This is a genomic window from Streptomyces sp. NPDC098101, from assembly GCF_044760185.1.
Taxonomy (GTDB): Bacteria; Actinomycetota; Actinomycetes; order Streptomycetales; family Streptomycetaceae; genus Streptomyces.
Window position 1 is genome coordinate 1 of sequence record NZ_JBIWAS010000006.1, and the last position, 16,792, is coordinate 16,792.

13 protein-coding genes, 1 rRNA gene and 1 pseudogene are annotated in these 16,792 nt (G+C 74.9%); 10 read left to right on the forward strand and 5 right to left on the reverse strand.

Annotated features, from left to right (window positions below; genetic code table 11):
* The 3 genes and pseudogenes from rrf to ACIQVI_RS25465 form a co-directional block, all read left to right on the forward strand.
* Window positions 1-91: ribosomal RNA gene (rrf, locus tag ACIQVI_RS25455) — 5S ribosomal RNA — on the forward strand; the annotation flags it as partial.
* A 486-nt stretch (window positions 92-577) separates the two neighbouring features.
* Window positions 578-1,372 (forward strand): annotated as a pseudogene (locus ACIQVI_RS25460) (hypothetical protein); the annotation flags it as partial.
* A 105-nt stretch (window positions 1,373-1,477) separates the two neighbouring features.
* Entirely contained in the window at window positions 1,478-2,200 is a 723-nt protein-coding gene (locus tag ACIQVI_RS25465; protein WP_403600546.1) for a hypothetical protein, read from the forward strand.
* A 73-nt stretch (window positions 2,201-2,273) separates the two neighbouring features.
* On the opposite strand, the gene ACIQVI_RS25470 is transcribed toward ACIQVI_RS25465, so the two are convergent.
* On the reverse strand, window positions 2,274-3,569 hold the full coding sequence (locus ACIQVI_RS25470) for a DUF1015 domain-containing protein (protein ID WP_403599833.1): 1,296 nt from the start codon (window positions 3,567-3,569) through the stop codon (window positions 2,274-2,276).
* 81 nt (window positions 3,570-3,650) lie between these two features.
* Here ACIQVI_RS25470 and ACIQVI_RS25475 point away from each other — a divergent pair, with 81 nt between their 5' ends.
* Together ACIQVI_RS25475 and ACIQVI_RS25480 are read left to right on the forward strand one after the other, a co-directional pair.
* Window positions 3,651-4,733 carry an HAD hydrolase-like protein gene (locus tag ACIQVI_RS25475; RefSeq protein ID WP_403599836.1) on the forward strand — a complete coding sequence of 361 codons (1,083 nt, stop codon included), beginning with the start codon at window positions 3,651-3,653 and terminating at the stop codon, window positions 4,731-4,733.
* A gap of 473 nt (window positions 4,734-5,206) precedes the next feature.
* The gene (locus ACIQVI_RS25480; RefSeq protein WP_351972524.1) at window positions 5,207-6,043 is read left to right on the forward strand and encodes an ABC transporter ATP-binding protein; all 837 of its coding nucleotides are present in this window, start codon (window positions 5,207-5,209) and stop codon (window positions 6,041-6,043) included.
* On the opposite strand, the gene ACIQVI_RS25485 is transcribed toward ACIQVI_RS25480, so the two are convergent.
* Complete coding sequence (locus ACIQVI_RS25485; protein ID WP_125657009.1) at window positions 6,032-6,379, reverse strand: SCP2 sterol-binding domain-containing protein; 348 nt, start codon at window positions 6,377-6,379, stop codon at window positions 6,032-6,034. The genes ACIQVI_RS25480 and ACIQVI_RS25485 overlap by 12 nt on opposite strands.
* A 42-nt stretch (window positions 6,380-6,421) precedes the next feature.
* On the opposite strand from ACIQVI_RS25485, the gene ACIQVI_RS25490 reads away from it, so the two are divergent.
* The 5 genes from ACIQVI_RS25490 (at window position 6,422) to ACIQVI_RS25510 (ending at window position 11,576) form a co-directional block, all read left to right on the forward strand.
* Complete coding sequence (locus tag ACIQVI_RS25490; RefSeq protein ID WP_403599839.1) at window positions 6,422-6,724, forward strand: hypothetical protein; 303 nt, start codon at window positions 6,422-6,424, stop codon at window positions 6,722-6,724.
* A 7-nt stretch (window positions 6,725-6,731) separates the two neighbouring features.
* Window positions 6,732-7,547, forward strand: coding sequence for a TlyA family RNA methyltransferase (locus ACIQVI_RS25495; RefSeq protein WP_161371486.1), 816 nt, complete (start codon window positions 6,732-6,734; stop codon window positions 7,545-7,547).
* Window positions 7,544-8,467 (forward strand): NAD kinase, encoded by a 924-nt coding sequence (locus ACIQVI_RS25500; protein WP_351972521.1) that lies wholly within the window; start codon window positions 7,544-7,546, stop codon window positions 8,465-8,467. The genes ACIQVI_RS25495 and ACIQVI_RS25500 overlap by 4 nt, the downstream gene beginning before the upstream one ends.
* A 93-nt stretch (window positions 8,468-8,560) precedes the next feature.
* Window positions 8,561-10,309, forward strand: coding sequence for a DNA repair protein RecN (recN, locus tag ACIQVI_RS25505; protein ID WP_403599843.1), 1,749 nt, complete (start codon window positions 8,561-8,563; stop codon window positions 10,307-10,309).
* Between the two features lie 187 nt (window positions 10,310-10,496).
* Window positions 10,497-11,576, forward strand: coding sequence for a glycosyltransferase family 4 protein (locus ACIQVI_RS25510; RefSeq protein ID WP_403599846.1), 1,080 nt, complete (start codon window positions 10,497-10,499; stop codon window positions 11,574-11,576).
* 7 nt (window positions 11,577-11,583) lie between these two features.
* Here ACIQVI_RS25510 and ACIQVI_RS25515 read toward each other — a convergent pair whose 3' ends face one another.
* The 3 genes from ACIQVI_RS25515 to ACIQVI_RS25525 all read right to left on the reverse strand — a co-directional run bounded on the left by ACIQVI_RS25515 (window position 11,584) and on the right by ACIQVI_RS25525 (window position 16,654).
* On the reverse strand, window positions 11,584-13,212 hold the full coding sequence (locus ACIQVI_RS25515) for a PucR family transcriptional regulator (RefSeq protein ID WP_351972518.1): 1,629 nt from the start codon (window positions 13,210-13,212) through the stop codon (window positions 11,584-11,586).
* Window positions 13,213-13,372: 160 nt separating this feature from the next.
* Entirely contained in the window at window positions 13,373-14,764 is a 1,392-nt protein-coding gene (locus ACIQVI_RS25520; protein ID WP_403599849.1) for an FAD-binding oxidoreductase, read from the reverse strand.
* An 87-nt stretch (window positions 14,765-14,851) separates the two neighbouring features.
* Complete coding sequence (locus ACIQVI_RS25525; protein WP_351971410.1) at window positions 14,852-16,654, reverse strand: glycoside hydrolase family 15 protein; 1,803 nt, start codon at window positions 16,652-16,654, stop codon at window positions 14,852-14,854.
* Window positions 16,655-16,792 lie beyond the last annotated feature (138 nt).

Here is a 16,792-nt window from a genome sequence, read left to right on the forward strand (position 1 = left end):
GCCCGGTTACATTCCGAACCCGGAAGCTAAGCCTTTCAGCGCCGATGGTACTGCAGGGGGGACCCTGTGGGAGAGTAGGACACCGCCGAACAATTCTTCAGGACCCCTGGTCCCAGCGTTCATGCTGGGACCAGGGGTCCTTTTGTTTTTCCTTGATTTTTTCCCACTGCGCGGCGGAGTGCCGGCTGCGCGAGAATGACTGCAGTACCCGAAGACAGGAGTCACGACCATGCCCACCAACTCTCCCGACGACCGTCCGGAGCGCGAGCCTCGTCGCAGGGACGGTGGTGGTGGCGACCGGGGCGGCTTCCGTGGGCCGCGCCGGGACGACCGTGGCGGCGACAACCGGGGTGGCGGTGGCTTCCGCCGCGACGACCGGGGCGCCGGCGGCCGCAGTGGTGACAACCGGGGCGGCGACAACCGCGGTGGTGGCTTCCGCCGCGATGACCGTCGTGACGACCGGCCCTCCTTCCGTCGTGACGAGCGTCCTCCCTTCCGTCGTGATGACCGGCGGGACGACAATCGCGGTGGTGACAACCGTGGTGGTGGCGGTTTCCGCCGTGACGACCGGCGCGACGAGCGTCCCTCGTTCCGTCGGGACGACCGGCCCTCGTACCAGCGCGACGACCGCCGTGACGACAACCGTGGCGGCGACAACCGGGGTGGCGGCGGTTTCCGTCGCGACGACCGGGGTGGTGACAATCGCGGTGGTGGCTTCCGTCGTGACGATCGCCGTGACGAGCGTCCTCCGTTCCGTCGGGACGACCGGCCCTCGTACCAGCGCGACGACCGGCGCGACGACAACCGTGGCGGTGGGTTCCGCCGCGACGACCGTCGTGACGACCGGCCTTCGTTCCGCCGTGACGACCGGCGGGACGACAACCGGGGCGGCGACAACCGGGGTGGTGGCGGTTTCCGCCGCGATGACCGGCGCGATGAGCGTCCCTCCTTCCGGCGCGACGACCGTCGTGATGACCGGCGGGACGACAATCGCGGTGGTGACAACCGGGGTGGTGGCGGTTTCCGCCGTGACGACCGGCGCGACGAGCGTCCTCCGTTCCGTCGGGACGACCGGCCTTCGTACCAGCGTGACGACCGGCGCGACGACAACCGTGGCGGTGGCTTCCGCCGCGACGACCGTCGTGACGACCGGCCCTCCTTCCGTCGTGACGAGCGTCGCGACGACCGGCCTTCGTTCCGCCGTGACGACCGGCGGGACGACAACCGTGGTGGTGGCTTCCGGCGGGACGACCGTGGGGGCGACAACCGTGGTGGGTTCCGGCGCGATGACAGTCGGGGCGGCGGTGGGTTCCGTGGGCGGGACGACCGGGGTGGCGACAGCCGTGGGGGATACGGGCGTCGTGACGACCGGGGCGGCCGGGACCGGGACCGTGGTGACCGCGCGCCCATCAAGCGGCTGCCGATCCCGCCGGAGGTCACCGGTGAGGAGATCGACCCGGACGTGCGCCAGGAGCTGATGAGCCTGCCCAAGGGGCTCGCCGAGGACGTCTCGCGCAACCTCGTCATGGTCGCCCAGCTCATCGACGAGGACCCGGAGAAGGCCTACGGGTACTCCAGGGTCGCCCTGCGGCTCGCCTCCCGCGTCGCCGCCGTCCGCGAGGCCGCCGGGTTCGCCGCGTACGCCACGCAGAAGTACTCCGAGGCGCTGGCCGAGTTCCGGGCCGCGCGGCGGATGAGCGGCGGGGTCGAGCTGTGGCCCGTCATGGCCGACTGCGAGCGCGGCCTCGGCCGGCCCGAGCGGGCGCTCGCGATGGCCGGTGAGCCCGAGGTGCAGAAGCTTGACAAGGCCGGGCAGGTCGAGATGCGGCTCGTGGCCGCCGGCGCCCGCCGGGACCTGGGCCAGCTCGACGCGGCCATCGTGACGCTGCAGAGCCCCGAGCTCGCCTCCAGCGCCGTTCACCCGTGGACCGCGCGCCTGCGGTACGCGTACGCCGACGCGCTCCTCGCCGCCGGCCGTGAGCAGGAGGCCCGGGAGTGGTTCGGCAAGGCCCTGGAAGCCGACAAGGACGGCGCCACGGACGCCTCCGACCGGCTCGCCGAGCTGGACGGCGTCGAGTTCGTCGACGCGTTCGACGACTCTGACGACTCCGACGACTCCGATGAGGAGACGGACGGCGTCGTCGTCGACGAGATCGGCGACGAGATCGACGGTGACGACCGTGACGGCGACAAGGGCTGAGGTCGGTCGGTAGACCGGTAGAAGGAGAAGGGCGGCACCCACGGGGTGCCGCCCTTCTGCGTTTCCGGGGTCCTCAGTCCAGCGCGAGGCTCCTCAGGACCAGGCCCGTCGCCGGCTTCGGGCCGAAGGAGGTCGACTTGCGGGGCATCGTGACGCCCTGGCGGGCCAGGTCGCGGACGACCTCCTCCCGTACCGGGTGCATCAGGACCGCCGTACCGCCACGGCGTTCCGCCTGGGCCACGGCGGCCTCGGTGTCGTGGATGTAGGCGATGTCCTCGGGGGCGTCCGGGACGTGCCAGACGTGCTCCAGGAGGGTGGAGTGCAGGACGGTCGCGTCCAGCGTGCGCCAGGCCCCGGGGCGGTCCGTGCGGATCGTGCGGGCCAGGAGGGCCGGGTCCGGGCGGTCCAGGAGGTGGAAGGAGCCGTCCCCCGCGAGGAGGAAGGCGTTGCCGTCGGCGGTGGCCGCCGCGAGGGCCTCCAGGGCCTCCGGAAGGGGCCCTTCGACGCGGCGCACCCGGAAGGCGCCCTCGACGGCCGCGAGCGCGTCCGCGACCGGCAGGCGGTTGAGGAGGCGGTGGATCGCGCGGACCCGCAGGGGGTAGCGGGCGGTGTCGACCAGGAGGACCAGGCCGTAGTTCCAGGGGCCCGGCGAGACGTGCTCCTCGCGCAGGCGCAGATACGTCGCCCAGCGGTGGTGGCCGTCCGCGATGAGGGCCTGGTGGCGGCCGAGGTCCGCGGCGACGGCGGCCTGCTCGGCCGGGTCGGTCACCGCCCACAGGCGGTGGGAGAAGCCGTCCTCGGTGGTGGTGGCCAGGAGCGGCTCGCGCGCCGCGCACCGCTCGATCACCGCGTCCGCGTCCCCGCCGTCCTCCCCGACGTAGGTGAGGAGCAGGGGTTCGAGGTTGGCGGCGGTCGTCCGCATCAGGGCGGCCCGGTCCTCGACCACGTGCGGCATCACGTCCTCGTGCGGGAGGACGATCCCGGCCTCGGGCGCGGAGAGCTCCAGGGCGCCGATGATCCCGCGCTGGAGGATCCCGTCGCCCCGCTGCTCGTACACGTAGAGCGCGGGCGACGGGTCGGGGGCGAGGACGCCGTCCGCGAGCCAGCGGTCGAGGGTGACGGCGGCCTTGCGGTGGCGGGTGCCCGCCGTCACCGCCTGCGGGAGGATCAGCCGGACGATGTTGTGCGGGTCCGCCGACTCCAGGTGGTGCAGTCCGTCAGGTCGTACGACGACGTCGTAGGGAGGGGACGTCACGGCGGCGAGACTGCCGACCCGCTCGGGGACGTACCGGAGCCCGCGGAAGGGGGCCAGGCGCAGCCCCGCGGTGTCGTCGCGGACGTCGGCGGCCGCGTGACCTGTGGTGTTCATCTCGACATCGTATGTGGGCCGGGCGATGGGCGATGATCGGGGTAGCGGGGGGATCACACCCGGTGAGGCGAGGAGCGAACGGTGACGGTGCACGACGGCCAGGGACGGCGGGGCGGCGGCAGGACGCGGCCCGGGGGCAGCGCGGAGCCGCTGAGCGGGGCGTACGACACGGCGCTGCTCGATCTGGACGGGGTCGTGTACGCGGGCGGGCTCGCCGTCCCGTACGCCGTCGAGTCCCTCGGGGCGGCCCGGGACGGCGGGATGCGCCTCGCGTACGTCACCAACAACGCGCTGCGGACGCCGGAGGCCGTCGCGGAGCACCTCACGGAGCTCGGGGTGCCGGCGGAGGCCGGGGACGTGGTCACCTCGGCGCAGGCCGTCGCCCGGCTGATCGCGGACGAGGTGCCGGCCGGGTCCCGGGTGCTGCTCATCGGCGGCGAGGGGCTCGCGGTCGCGCTGCGCGAGCGGGGGCTGGTGCCGGTGGAGTCGGCGGACGACGACCCGGCGGCGGTCGTGCAGGGGTACGGGGGGCCGGACCTGCCGTGGAAGCGGTTCGCGGAGGCGGCCTACGCGGTGGGGCGGGGCGTGCCGTGGTACGCCTCGAACACGGACCTGACGATCCCCGGGGCGCGCGGGATCGGGCCCGGGAACGGGGCGGCCGTGGAGGTCGTGCGGATCGCCACCGGCGGCCGGTTCGAGCCGAAGGTCGCCGGGAAGCCGCTGCCGCCGATGCACCGGGAGACGGTGCTGCGGACCGGGGCGGAGCGGCCGCTCGTCGTCGGGGACCGGCTCGACACGGACATCGAGGGCGCGTTCAACGGCGGGGTGGACTCGCTGCTCGTCCTCACCGGGGTGACGGACGTGGCACAGCTGCTCGCGGCCGTGCCCGAGCACCGGCCGACGTACGTGGCGGCGGATCTGCGGGGGCTGCTCGTCGGGCAGCCGGAGGTGGTCCCCGACGGGGACGGCGGGTTCGTGTGCGGGGCGTGGCGTGCCTCGGTCGACGGGGGCGCGCTGACGGTCGTGCCGGTCGAGGGACCCGCCTCCGGCGAGGCCGACCCCATGGACGGCGTACGGGCCCTCTGCGGGGCCGCGTGGTCGGCGGCGGAGGCCGGGGCGGGCGTCCTGGACGGGGAGAAGGCGGTCGCGCGGTTGGGACTGTAGGGCGGGGGTTCGGTGGCGGAGGGGCCGGGGCCGGGGGTCCGGGCGGCCCCCGGGGCCGGGTGGCGGGCGGCGGCTGTCCGGGCCCGGCACGGGGGCGCGGTCGGCGCGGCCCGCCCGGTGCGGCTCGGGCGGTGGGGGCGGCAAGGGGCCCAGCCGTGGGGCGGCGGTCGGCCCGGCCTGTCCGGAGTGGCTCGGACGGTGTGAAGCGGCCCCCTCGGCCCGGACGACGCGGCTCGGCCGGTGGCCCGGCAAGAGGTCCGGCCGTGGGGCGGCGGCCGCCCCGGCCCGGTCGGCGCGGCTCGGGGCGGTGGGAGGCGGCTGCCCGGACCCGGCCGGCGCGGCCCGGGCGGTGGGGTGGCGGAGGGCTCGGCGGCAAGGGGTTTCGGAAGTTGGGTAGGCTAACCTAACTCCGCTTGGGTCGTGGTCGTCATCGTCCGCCACGGTCGCGGACGAGGACAACGGGAGTCGTGGGTATGGACGGTCGGCAGAGGCAGCGCCTGAGCGCGGAAGCGGTCACCCTGGCGTACGAGCAGCGGGTCATCGCCCGTGACCTGTCCGTCGAGATACCCGACAACTCCTTCACCGTCATCGTCGGGCCGAACGCCTGCGGCAAGTCCACCCTGCTGCGCGCCCTCTCCCGGATGCTGAAGCCCGCCGAGGGGCGCGTCCTGCTCGACGGGCAGTCGATCCAGACGATGCCCGCCAAGAAGGTCGCCAAGACCCTCGGGCTGCTGCCCCAGACCTCCCTGGCGCCCGACGGCATCACCGTCTCCGACCTCGTCGCGCGCGGCCGCTATCCGCACCAGGGCCTGCTGCGGCAGTGGTCCCCGGAGGACGAGCGGATCACCCGGGAGTCGATGGAGGCGACCGGCGTCGCCGAGCTGGCCGACCGGTACGTGGACGAGCTCTCCGGCGGTCAGCGCCAGCGCGTGTGGATCGCCATGGCGCTCGCCCAGCAGACCCCGCTGCTCCTGCTCGACGAGCCGACGACGTACCTCGACATCCAGCACCAGATCGACGTCCTCGACCTGTGCGCCGAACTGCACGAGACGCAGGGGCGCACCCTCGTCGCCGTCCTGCACGACCTCAACCACGCGGCCCGGTACGCGACCCACCTCATCGCCGTCCGCGCCGGCGAGGTGGTCGCCGAGGGGCCGCCGTCCGAGGTCGTGACCGCCGAGCTGGTCGAGCGGGTCTTCGGGCTCCGCTGCCAGGTCATCGAGGACCCGGAGACGGGCACCCCGCTGGTCGTGCCCGCCGGGCGGCGGGCGCGCGCCGCCACCGGGGCGCGGCCCGCGCTACAGAAGTGAGCGGAGCCGCAGGAGATCGCGGAAGCCGGCCTCCAGCCTGACCCGGCCCGAGGCCCAGGCCTTCGCGAAGTTCAGCCGGCCGTCCACCATCGCCACCAGGTCGTCACCGGTCATCGCGAGCCGGATCTGCGCCTTGGCCGGTGGCGGGCCCTCCACCGTGGAGTCCACCCGGATCCGGCCGTCCGCGAGACGGCCCGTGAAGGTCGTGTCCAGGTCGGTGACGTGGCAGCTCAGGCTGCGGTCGAGCGCGGCCGCGCCCCGCACGTCGCCGTCCGCCCGCGCGAGGCTGTCGGAAAGTCTGTCCAGTGCGCCGCGGCACTCCGTGATCGTCGCCATCGCCGTCGACGGTACCCCAGGGCTTCGCGGTAGCGTCGGGGCATGAGCGACGCGACGCCGGAACCGGTGGTGGACGACCAGACCGACGGAGCGGCCGGAGAGGCACCCGACGAGGCGCCCGGCGACGCGGTCGGCGAGCCCGCCGCGGCCGCGCCGCTCGGGGTCGCCCGGGAGCGCACCGGCCACCCCGCCGTCGACGCCCGCCTCGCGCGTCTCGCCGAGGTCGACGCCCTCCCGGCGGACGGACACCCGGAGGTGTACGAGGATGTACACCGTGGCCTGCGCGACGAGCTGACCTCGCTCGACGCGCACCCCGCACCCCGTCCGCACGACAACAGGAGCTGAACAGAACGTGGCAGGAGTGGCACGCCGCCGTCTCGACGCCGAGCTGGTCCGGCGCAAGCTCGCCCGCTCGCGGGAGCACGCCAGCCAGCTGATCGCCGCGGGCCGGGTGACCGTCGGCAAGACCGTCGCCACCAAGCCCGCCACCCAGGTCGAGACCGCCGCGGCCATCGTCGTCGTCCAGGACGACTCCGACCCCGACTACGTCTCGCGCGGCGGCCACAAGCTCGCCGGGGCCTTCGCGGCCTTCGTGCCGGAGGGGCTGGTGGTCGAGGGCCGGCGCGCCCTCGACGCCGGGGCCTCCACCGGCGGCTTCACGGACGTCCTGCTGCGGGCGGGCGCGGCCCACGTCGTCGCCGTCGACGTCGGCTACGGACAGCTGGCCTGGTCGCTGCAGAGCGACGAGCGGGTCACCGTGAAGGACCGTACGAACGTACGCGAGTTGACATTGGACGTGCTCGACGGCGTTCCCGTCGACCTGGTCGTCGGGGACCTGTCCTTCATCCCGCTCGGCCTCGTCCTGCCCGCCCTGGCGTCCTGCACGGCGCCCGGCGCCGACCTGGTCCTCATGGTGAAACCGCAGTTCGAGGTGGGCAAGGAGCGGCTCGGCACGGGCGGAGTCGTCCGCTCCGCCGAACTCCGCGCCGACGCCGTGAAGAACGTGGCCCGGCGGGCCGCCGAACTCGGGCTCGGCGTCCTCGGCGTCACCGCCAGCCCGCTGCCCGGCCCCTCCGGCAACGTCGAGTACTTTCTGTGGCTGCGGGCAGGGGCGCCCGCGCTGGATCCGGCGGACGTCGACCGCGCCGTGGCGGAGGGACCTCGTTGAGCTCAACGGAAGCACCACCAGAGACCGCACCCCGTACCGTCTTCCTGCTCGCGCACACCGGCCGGCCGGCCGCCGTGCGCAGCGCCGAACTGGTCGTCCTGGGGCTGCTGCGCGCCGGGCTCGGCGTCCGCGTCCTGGAGGCCGAGGCGGCGGACCTGCCGCTGCCGTCCTCCGTGCAGAAGGTCCCGGAGGCCTGCTCCGAGGCGATCGACGACTGCGAACTCCTCGTCGTCCTCGGCGGTGACGGCACCCTGCTGCGCGGCGCCGAGTTCTCCCGCGCCTCCGGGGTGCCGATGCTCGGCGTCAACCTGGGGCGGGTCGGCTTCCTCGCGGAGGCCGAGCGCGACGACCTCGACAAGGTCGTCGACCGGGTCGTCACCCGGGCGTACGAGGTCGAGGAGCGGATGACCCTCGACGTCACCGTCTACCAGAACGGCGACGTCCTGCACCGGGACTGGGCGCTCAACGAGGCGGCCGTGCAGAAGGTGTCCCCGGAGCGGATGCTGGAGGTCGTGCTCGCGATCGACGGGCGCCCGGTGACCGGCTTCGGCTGCGACGGGGTGATCTGCGCGACACCGACGGGCTCCACCGCGTACGCCTTCTCGGCGGGCGGGCCGGTCATCTGGCCCGAGGTCGAGGCGCTCCTCATGGTCCCGATCGGGGCCCACGCGCTCTTCGCCAAGCCGCTGGTGACCACCCCCGAGTCGGTGCTCGCGGTCGAGGTCGAGCCGCACACCCCGCACGGGGTGCTGTGGTGCGACGGGCGGCGGACGGTGGAGCTCCCGGCGGGCGCGCGGGTCGAGGTCCGGCGGGGCGCCGTCCCGGTCCGGCTCGCCCGGCTGCACCACGCCTCCTTCACGGACCGGCTCGTCGCCAAGTTCGCGCTCCCCGTGTCGGGCTGGCGGGGCGCACCGCGCTGACCGGCCCCTCCCCGCCGCCTCCGGTGCGGGAACGAGCGGCGCGCCGGAGGGTTACGGCCGGGGCGATGTCGCATCGGACCAGGGAAACCTCGTATGGTCTGGGGCGTGCTGGAGGAGATGCGGATACGGTCGCTCGGGGTCATCGACGACGCTGTGGTCGAGTTGTCGCCCGGCTTCACCGCGGTGACCGGTGAGACCGGTGCGGGCAAGACCATGGTCGTGACCAGTCTGGGGCTGCTGCTCGGCGGACGGGCCGACCCGGCGCTCGTGCGGATCGGCGCGGCGTCGGCCGTCGTCGAGGGGCGGATCAGCGTGCCCCCGGGCGCGCCCGCCGCCGTGCGCGCGGAGGAGGCCGGGGCCGAGCTGGACGAGGGGGTCCTGCTCGTCAGCCGTACCGTCTCGGCCGAGGGGCGTTCCCGGGCCCACCTCGGCGGGCGTTCCGTGCCCGTGGGGCTGCTCGCCGAACTCGCCGACGAACTCGTCGCCGTCCACGGCCAGACCGACCAGCAGGGCCTGCTCAAGCCCGCCCGGCAGCGCGGCGCGCTCGACCGGTACGCGGGCGAGGCCGTCTCGGTGCCGCTCGTCGCCTACGGCGAGGCGTACCGGCGGCTGCGGGCCGTCACCACGGAGCTGGACGAGATCACCACCCGGGCCAGGGAGCGCGCCCAGGAGGCCGATCTGCTGCGCTTCGGGCTCGACGAGGTCGAGGCCGTCGCCCCGCTGCCCGGCGAGGACGCCGAACTCGCCGCCGAGGCCGAGCGGCTCGGGCACGCCGAGGCCCTCGCCTCGGCCGCCGCGCTCGCGCACTCCGCGCTCGCGGGCTCGCCCGAGGACCCCGAGTCCGTCGACGCGACCACGCTCGTCGCGGGCGCGGGCCGGGCCCTGGAGGCCGTACGGTCGCACGACCCGGCGCTCGCCGCGCTCGCGGACCGGATGGGGGAGATCTCCATCCTGCTCGCGGACGTGGCCACCGAGCTGGCCGGGTACGCCGACGACCTGGACGCCGACCCGCTGCGGCTCGCCGCCGTCGAGGAGCGGCGCGCGGCCCTCACCCAGCTGATCCGGAAGTACGGGGACGGGGACGGCGTCGGCGCGGTCCTGGCCTGGGCGGAGCAGAGCGCGGGCCGGCTCGGGGAACTGGACAACGACGACGACCGGGTCGAGGAGCTGACCGCCGAGCGGGACCGGCTGCGCGACGAGCTCTCGGCGCTCGCGCAGCGGCTCACCGACGCGCGCACGGAGGCGGCGGACCGGTTCGCCGCCGCCGTCACCGCCGAACTCGCCTCGCTCGCCATGCCGCACGCGCGCGTGTCCTTCTCCCTCGCCCAGACCGAGGACCCGGAGGGGGTCGAGGTCGGCGGCCGGCGGGTCGCGTACGGTCCGTCCGGGGCCGACGAGGTCGAGCTGCTGCTCGCCCCGCACCCCGGCGCCCCGCCGCGGCCGATCGCCAAGGGCGCGTCCGGCGGCGAGCTGTCCCGGGTGATGCTGGCCGTCGAGGTCGTCTTCGCCGGGGTCGACCCGGTGCCCACGTACCTCTTCGACGAGGTCGACGCGGGCGTCGGCGGCAAGGCGGCCGTGGAGATCGGCCGCCGCCTCGCCAAGCTCGCCAGGACCGCGCAGGTCGTCGTCGTCACCCACCTTCCGCAGGTCGCGGCCTTCGCCGACCGCCAGCTCCTCGTCGAGAAGACCAACGACGGCTCCGTGACCCGCTCCGGCGTCACCGTCCTGGAGGGCGAGGAGCGGGTCCGCGAGCTGTCCCGGATGCTCGCCGGCCAGGAGGACTCCGAGACGGCCCGCGCCCACGCGGAGGAACTCCTCGCGACGGCGCGGGGGGACGGCTGAGCACGCACGGGGACGACCCCGGTCGCCGCCCCGCGGGGGGAGCGCGCGGATTGTTCGTGCGCTCACCCGTGTGGGTGAACCCGTGGGGCGGGCCACCGCACCCGGTGCCCTCCGCGCAAGGGAACGACTCCATTTCGGTGCCGGAACGTGCGTACGGTCGAAGGCCCGGACTGGCATCCTTGGGCGCGTGACACAGCTCCGTACGGTCCAAGTGCTGGGCGGCGGCGGCGCGGGCAGCAGCGCTCACGTCCGATCACTCGCCTCGGGGCTGGTGGCGAGGGGCGTGCGGGTGACCGTGTGCGCCCCTCCCGAACTCGACCGCGCCCACGACTACCTCGGCGCCGGCGCGCGCTTCGTGCCCCTGCCGCGCCTCGGCGACCCCGCCGCCGTCACCGCGCTGCGCAACACCTGCGTCGGCGCGGACGTCGTCCACGCGCACGGCCTCCAGGCTTCCGTGCGGGCCGCGCTCGCGCTGTCCGGCGGGGCGCCCGTCCCGCTCGTGACGACCTGGCACACCCGGAGCCACGCGGAGGGCGCGCGGGGCGGGGTGCTCCGGCTCCTCGAACGGCGGACCGCACGGGCCGCCGCCGTCGTCCTCGCCACCTCCTCCGAGCTGGTCGACCGGGCCCGGCGGCGCGGCGCCCGCGACGCCCGGCTCGCCCCCGTCACCGTGCCCGCCGCCCGCGGACCGGTCTGCCTCCACGACGGCAAGGCGCGCGCCGAACTCGGCGCCGTCGACCGCCCGTTGCTGATGGCCGTCGGCGCGCTCGAACGCGGCCGGGGGTATCGGACCCTGCTCGACGCGGCCCGGCGGTGGCGGGACCTCGACCCGCAGCCGCTCCTCGTCATCGCGGGCGAGGGGCGCGAACGGGCCTTCCTCCAGCGGCGGATCACCGACGAGGACCTGCCGGTCCGGCTGATCGGCAGCCGCGAGGACGTCGCCGAACTGCTCGCGGCGGCGGACGTCGCCGTCCTCCCGTCCCGCCGGGAGGCCCGCTCCCCGCTCGCCCAGGAGGCGCTCCGGCTCGGCGTGCCGCTCGTCGCGACGGCGGTCGGCGGAGTGCCGGAACTCGTCGGCGACGCCGCCGAACTGGTGCCGTACGGGGACTCCGAGGCCCTCGCGGCGGCGGTGCGGGGCCTCCTGGAGGACGCCGACCGGCGGATGGACCTGGCGGCCGCGGGCCGGGTCCAGGCGGGCACCTGGCCGACCGAGGACGACACGGTCGCCCATGTGCTCAGCGTCTACGACGAACTGGTCGGGCGCTGAGCCGGGGTCACGGCGTGTGGCGGCGGGCCCTGAGCGCCAGGGAGAGGGCCAGGACCGTCTGCGGGTCGTCCAGGTCCGTGCCCAGGAGCTCCGAGATGCGGGCCAGCCGGTTGTAGAGGGTCTGGCGGTTGAGGTGCAGCTCGCGGGCCGTCTCCGCCTTGCGGCCCGCGTGGGCCAGATACGTCTCCAGGGTGGGGAGCAGCGGCGGCCGGGAGGTCCGGTCGTGCTCCTGGAGGGGGCCGATCGCGCGGTCCACGAAGGCCCCGAGCACCGTGTCCCCGTGGAAGTGCAGCCGCCACAGGAGCAGGTCGATGTCGAGGCGCCGCGCGTCGTACCAGGGCAGGTCCGACAGGCCCTGCGCCGCCGTCGCCGTCTCCGCCGCGTGCCGCAGCCCGGCCGAGGCCGCCGCCCAGCCGCCCGCGACGCCCACCACGATCACCGGCGGGTGCGTGCCCGCGCGCTCCAGGCCGGCCCGCTCCACGCCCGCCCGCAGGGCCGCCGCGACCCGGTCCGCGACCGCCGTGCGCTCGGTCTCCGACCGCAGGGCGAGCAGCAGCGGGACCCGGCCCTCGACCGGGCGGACGCCGAGCAGGACGGGGACGCCGACGGAGGAGAGCTCCTCCAGGACCGCCCGGGCGAACAGCGCCCAGTTCCCCGAAGGGGAGAGTTCCGGGGCGAGGCGCATCACCACCGGCAGGAGCGGGCCGTCGCCCGGCTTGAAGCCGAGCACCCGGGCCTGCGCCGGGGCGTCCTCGGCGGTGATCCGGCCCTCCGCCAGGTCCGTCAGGAAGTCGCCCCGCCCGCGCGCGGCCAGCTCCTCCTCCTGCCGCGCCTGCATGAGGACGACCGCGAGGAGCCCGGCCGCCCGCTCGGCCGCCATCCGGTGGACGGGGGAGAGGGCGCCGGAGACCGCCAGGAGCACCAGCCGGGCCCGCACCGAGCCCGTACCGGGGCCGCCGCCGGGCACGTCGACCAGGACCGTGCCGGTGGGCGGGCCCGACTCGCGGGCCGCCCGGCCGCCGCGCAGCCCGTCCCACACCTGGAGCGGGTCGGCGGGCGCGGACTCGGTGCCCGCCGCGTACAGGAGCTGTCCGTCGGGGGTCTCCAGGAAGACCGGGTTGGCGGCGAAGTCGGAGAGGATCCGCAGCACCTGCGGGACCCCGCCGCCGCCGAGCAGGGCCTCCGTGCACTGCCGGTGGACCTCCTCGGCCCGCCGCTGGAGGGCGTAGTGGCCGTTGACGATCTCGGTGTGGATCTCCTCCGTCACCGTCACGAACGGCACCTCGCGGTGCAGCTGCACCAGCGGCAGGCCCGCCGTCCGCGCGGCCTCCACGATCGTCGCCGGGAGGCGGGCGAAGCGCGGCCCCAGCTCCACCACGAGCGCCGCGATGCCCCGGTCGGCGAGCCGCCGCACGAAGGCCCGCTGCTCGGCCGGCCGGGTCCCGAGGCCCAGGCCCGTGGTGAGCAGCAGCTCGCCGCCCTTGAGCAGCGACGCGATGTTCGGCACCTCGCCCGCGTGCACCCAGCGCACCGTCCGGTGCAGCCGGTCCGCCCCGGCGACGACCTCCGGGAGCCCGCCGCGCAGGCCGGGGAGTTCGAGGGCCCGCTGCACGGTGATTCCGCCCTGGTTGTCCATGGGCCCGGACGCTACCCGCGTCCGTGTTCCGGCGACATCACCCCACGGTCACGGCACCGGACGCTTCGTGCGCCGGCCCGACAACTCGTCGCCCCCGGAGGCCATTTGCGCGATCATGTGTCGAGTGTGGCCTGCGTCACTCCGGGGAGGGGGGCGGGCCTCAGGCCGCCGGGGCGATGTTGTGGTTGAAGCGGAACACGTTCTCGGGGTCGTACGCCGCCTTCACTTCGGCCAGCCGCCGGACGTTCTCCGCGCCGAAGCCCGCCGCGACCCGGTCCGTGCCCTCGGAGCCGATGAAGTTCAGGTAGACGGCGCCGACCGCCCACGGCCGCATGTCGGCCCGGACGTCCCGCACCCAGCGGATCACCCGCTCGTCGTCGGCCGGGTCCTCCCACACCCCGAAGGGGTGGACGCCCCACGGGGCCGTGCGCCAGGGCAGCGGATAGCCGGAGGGCCCGTCCGCCACCCGCCCGCCCATCGGGAACACCAGGTGCTGGGTCCCGGTGGGCACCGGCATGTCCGCCGCCCGCGCGCAGAAGCGGTCCACGGCCTCGTCCGGGAAGCCGTCCAGGTACTCGGCCGACCAGTAGTTCCGCTGTCCCGGCGGGTCGTCCAACATGCACTGGAAGTCGGCGTACGGGATCTCCGTGATCACCGTCGCCGCCGGGCCGAGCGCGAGCAGCGGCGCCACCGTCTCCCGCAGCTCCTCCTCCGTCCCGGCGTACGTCGTGAGCACGGCGTAGACCGGCGTCCCCACCAGCTCCGGCGGTACGAAGTCCTCCGGCGGGGCCGTCAGGCAGAGCACCGCGCCGCCCGCCGCGTCGGGCGCCGGCGCGTCGAACGCGTCCCGGTACGCGCGGACCGCCTCGGGCCCCGCGTCCGGGGTGAACAGCAGCAGCGCGAAGCAGAACGCCGGCAGCTCGTGCACCCGCAGCGTCAGCGAGGTCACCACCCCGAAGTTCCCGCCGCCGCCGTGCAGCGCCCAGAACAGCTCCGGGTTCTCCCCGGCGTCCGCGCGCACGTGCCGGCCCTCGGCCGTGACCAGCTCCGCCGAGAGCAGGTTGTCGCAGGCGAGGCCCCACTTCCGCTCCAGCCAGCCCGAACCGCCGCCGAGCGCGAAGCCGCCGACCCCGGTCGTGGAGGCCCGTCCGCCGGTCACCGCCACGTGGAACGGCTGGCAGGCGCGGTCCAGGTGCGACATGGTCGCCCCGCCCCCGACCCGTACCGTCATGTGCTCGGGGTCCGCGACCACCGCGTGCATCCGGCGCAGGTCCACCACCAGGCCGCCGTCGTTGAGCGCCGTGCCGGCGACGGCGTGGCCGCCGCCGCGCACCGCGACCGGCAGGCCGGTCTCCCGGCCGAAGAGCACCGCGATGGAGACGTCCTCGGGGGTCGCGCACTGGGCGACGACGGCCGGACGCCGGTCGATCATGCCGTTGAAGACGGTCCTCGCCCCGTCGTAGCCGGGGTCGTCCGGCACGAAGACCTCACCGGCCAGGTCCTCGCGGAGACCGGCCAGGGCGCTGTCGGGGACGAGCGTTCGGGGAGCCATGGGGTGCCCCCCTTCCTTGCGGGGGACAGGACCCTTTCATCGTAGGTCCGGCCCCCGGACCGTGCGCCCCGGCCGCTTCCGCCCTCCTCAGCCGCCGTAGGCGCCGCTCGCCGTCAGGCGCAGGGCCGTGTCGATCAGCGGGACGTGGCTGAAGGCCTGCGGGAAGTTGCCCACCTGGCGCTGGAGCTTCGGGTCCCACTCCTCGGCGAGGAGGCCCAGGTCGTTGCGGAGCGCGAGCAGCTTCTCGAAGAGGGTGCGGGCCTCGTCGACCCGGCCGATCATCGCCAGGTCGTCGGCCAGCCAGAAGGAACACGCCAGGAACGCGCCCTCGTCGCCCTCCAGGCCGTCGACGCCCGCCTCCTCGCCCGCCGTGGGGTAGCGCAGGACGAAGCCGTCCTCCGTGGACAGCTCCCGCTGGATCGCCTCGATCGTGCCGATGACCCGCTTGTCGTCCGGCGGCAGGAAGCCCATCTGCGGGATCAGCAGCAGCGAGGCGTCCAGCTCCTTGGAGCCGTACGACTGCGTGAAGGTGTTCCGCTCCTTGTCGTACCCCTTCTCGCAGACGTCCCGGTGGATCTCGTCGCGCAGCTCGCGCCAGCGCTCCAGGGGGCCGTCGGCGTCCCCGGACTCGATGAGCTTGATCGTGCGGTCCACGGCCACCCAGGCCATCACCTTGGAGTGCACGAAGTGCCGGCGCGGGCCGCGGACCTCCCAGATGCCCTCGTCGGGCTGGTCCCAGTTCTTCTCCAGGTACTCGATCAGCTTCAGCTGGAGCAGCGAGGCGTAGTCGTTGCGGGACAGGCCTGTCATGTGCGCCAGGTGCAGGGCCTCGGTGACCTCGCCGTACACGTCCAGCTGGAGCTGGTTGGCGGCGCCGTTGCCGACGCGGACCGGGCCGGAGTTCTCGTACCCCGGCAGCCAGTCCAGCTCGGCCTCGCCCAGCTCGCGCTCGCCCGCGATGCCGTACATGATCTGGAGGTTCTCCGGGTCGCCCGCGACGGCGCGCAGGAGCCAGTCCCGCCAGGCGCGGGCCTCCTCGCGGTAGCCGGTGCGCAGCATCGAGGAGAGGGTGATCGCCGCGTCCCGCAGCCAGGTGTAGCGGTAGTCCCAGTTCCGCACGCCGCCGATCTCCTCGGGCAGCGAGGTCGTCGGGGCGGCGACGATCCCGCCGGTCGGCGCGTACGTCAACGCCTTCAGGGTGATCAGGGAGCGGACCACGGCCTCCCGGTAGGGGCCGTGGTACGTGCAGTGGTCGACCCACTCGCGCCAGAAGTCGGCGGTCGCCTCCAGGGCCCCCTCGGGGTCCGGCAGCGCCGGCTGCTCCTTGTGGGAGGGCTGCCAGGAGATCGTGAGGGCGACCCGCTCCCCGGGGCCGACGGTGAACTCCGAGTACGTGGTGAGGTCCTCGCCGTGGGTCTCGGCCTCCGTGTCCAGCCACACCGAGTCGGGCCCGGCGACCGCGACCGTGCGGTCGCCGACCTTGTGCACCCAGGGCACGATCCGGCCGTAGCTGAACCGCATCCGCAGCGCGGACCGCATCGGGACCCGGCCGGAGACGCCCTCGACGATCCGGATCAGCTGCGGCGCGCCGTCGCGCGGGGGCATGAAGTCGGTCACCCGGACCGTGCCGCGCGGGGTGTCCCACTCGGACTCCAGGATCAGCGAGTCGCCCCGGTAGCGGCGCCGGTCGGCGGGGGCCGGCTCGGCGTCCCCGGGACCCGCGGGCGCCACCCGCCAGAATCCGTGTTCCTCGGTGCCGAGGAGTCCCGCGAAGATCGCGTGCGAGTCGAAGCGGGGCAGGCAGAGCCAGTCCACGCTGCCGTCCCGGCAGACCAGGGCAGCGGTCTGCATGTCTCCGATGAGTGCGTAATCCTCGATGCGCCCGGCCACGTGCTTCACTCCAGTCGAACGGCCATGTCCGCCCCTCGGGGCGCTTGCTCCAGATGCCCGGCCGCATGTGCCGGCCGGGGTCCGAGTGTGTCAGCGATCGGGAGGTCTGCGACAAGCCTCGGTCCGGGATGGGTCCCC